Raw genomic sequence first — 1,835 nt, 5'->3', positions numbered from 1 at the left:
TAAGAAAAGCATTTATATCTGTATAGTAGTAAACAGACGAACTATTAATTGAAGAGACAAGTCCTCCAAATAAATTGTCTAAACTTTTATTGCTAACATTATTTACGCGTGTGAAATCAATATTTATCATTTTTTTTGTTTTCAAAGATACAACATAACTTTGAGATTTCAAAGAATTTAGAAGAATAATTTGATAGACAGAAATACGATAAGAAGCTGCTGGAATCTGAATAATTCCAACAGCTTCATTATAGAATCTATTCAATATCAAATCCCATGTCTTGCACAAGTTGCTTGACAACATTGACTTTGACAGTAGAAGCATCCTCTTTATCATAGAGAAGAAGAAAAAACACATTACCGTTTTCCACATCTGTAAGGACATTGAAGGTAATGACCCTTGCTCCACCAGATTTACCTTTGCCTTTAGCTTTGATAGCCATACGGATTTTGCGTATGTTTTTTGTAATTTCATCGCCTTGCAAAGGATTATTCTTAATGCTTTCAAGAAACTCCTTATAGTCTTGTTTAAAACTTGGATATTTCTTAGCGAGACGTTTTGCTTCTTTTGCGAAGTCGTCAGAAACCGATACTGTAATATTACAACTCATCGAGCAAGCTTTCTGCAGATTGAAGTTTACGCTTTCCGGCAATGGCTTCCTTTACCTCCGTCAAAGCGTTTCTGAGTTCTTTCATCAAGTCGCGCGGTGCGTCAATGGTATTACTTCCGTCATCTGGGAAGATGCGGAAACTGCCAGCACGTGATTTTAGGACTACGTGCTCTCCTGCTTTTGCCAAATTCAGATACTTTGTCTGATTAGTACGAAAGTCTCTTGTGCTAACTACAACCATAATTCAATATATTTGTTTACGATGCAAAGATACGCTTTTTTATTGAAACAACAATCGAAATGGTAGCCAATTAACATAATTTGGTAGCCAAATTACATATACACCTCAATCCCATTCACCTCAAATATACACACATCGCGAAGCTGCCGGATTTCATTAGAGTCCAGCAGCTTCATTCGTCTTGTGCCTTTATAGAAATTATATTTGAGGGAGATGCAGCGGTGCCATGACTGGATTTCACCGCTACGAGTCCATAGACGGATGTCGATGGGTTCGGGACTGGAGAGGATTTTGCGGAGTGTGGAGATGTGGATGGATTGCATAGCGATGGGCGTTAATCGAAGGTGCGGTAGAAAGGATCATCGAAGATGTTGTTGCCGTAGTCGATGGTGATTGGGAAATGATGGCTACTGTACTTGTACTTGAACTTGATGCTGTTCGTGGCGTTGTCGGCATCGGAGATTTCACTGTTTATGTCAGTGATGGTGATGGGTGCCAGGGCACCACCTATCTCAACGATGTTGACATAGCGAGAAAGGAGGAGCTGGGAGAAGTGCTTGGCTTCCTCGAAGGTAAGCATCGAGGACTCCACATCATACTCGTAGGCGGACTTGTCATCATAGAAGGTGGTGACACCGAGCGAGGTGGCTGTGGAACGGTCGAGGTCGAGCTTGCTCTTTGTGACGCAAGTGAGATGTATGTATTCATCGCAGTTGAACTCATTGCGCACGAGTAGCGTGAGGTTCGGTGTGCGGTTAGTGACATAGAACGTCTTGGCAAGAAAGCCACGATGAACGGTGAACTGAAGTAGTCGGCACTTGCTGCCGATGCGGGTTTCTATAGCAATAGGACTTAGAATGTCACGTATCAAGGTGGTGTTCTTGGTGTCCACTTTAGCATCCTCGATGCGCACCATGCGAGGTGTAGACTCGCCATCGAAGAGAGCCAGGCACTCGGTGTAGCCCTGCAGCGTGACATCAGGC

The 1,835-nt window shown here is 42.7% G+C and carries 5 protein-coding genes; all 5 read right to left on the bottom strand.

Translation table 11 applies throughout. The annotated features are described in order from the left end of the window. On the bottom strand, positions 1-265 hold a 265-nt coding region (locus CHL74_RS16060; protein ID WP_217901468.1), incomplete at its 3' end, for a hypothetical protein. Beyond that, a complete protein-coding gene (locus CHL74_RS15250) occupies positions 258-611 on the bottom strand; it encodes a hypothetical protein (protein ID WP_094882002.1) in 354 nt (117 codons plus the stop codon). The genes CHL74_RS15250 and CHL74_RS16060, both read right to left, overlap by 8 nt. Then, positions 601-852, bottom strand: coding sequence for a prevent-host-death family protein (locus CHL74_RS15245; RefSeq protein ID WP_094882001.1), 252 nt, complete (start codon positions 850-852; stop codon positions 601-603). The genes CHL74_RS15250 and CHL74_RS15245 overlap by 11 nt, the downstream gene beginning before the upstream one ends. Positions 853-944: 92 nt before the next feature. Further along, a complete protein-coding gene (locus CHL74_RS15240; RefSeq protein ID WP_094882000.1) occupies positions 945-1,175 on the bottom strand; it encodes a hypothetical protein in 231 nt (76 codons plus the stop codon). An 11-nt stretch (positions 1,176-1,186) separates the two neighbouring features. Then, positions 1,187-1,835 (bottom strand): hypothetical protein (locus CHL74_RS15965; protein WP_176452290.1); only part of this gene is annotated, 649 nt, incomplete at its 5' end.

The organism is Prevotella sp. 885, from assembly GCF_002265625.1.
Lineage (GTDB): Bacteria > Bacteroidota > Bacteroidia > Bacteroidales > Bacteroidaceae > Prevotella.
Note: the sequence above shows the minus strand (reverse complement) of the source record. Positions and strands in the feature narration are given on the sequence as shown.

Excerpts from the sequence above, each read along its gene's own strand:
- CHL74_RS15250 (WP_094882002.1), bottom strand. The coding sequence starts at position 611 with ATGAGTTGTAATATTACAGTATCGGTTTCTGACGACTTCGCAAAAGAA.
- CHL74_RS15245 (WP_094882001.1), bottom strand. The coding sequence starts at position 852 with ATGGTTGTAGTTAGCACAAGAGACTTTCGTACTAATCAGACAAAGTAT.
- CHL74_RS15240 (WP_094882000.1), bottom strand. The coding sequence starts at position 1,175 with ATGCAATCCATCCACATCTCCACACTCCGCAAAATCCTCTCCAGTCCC.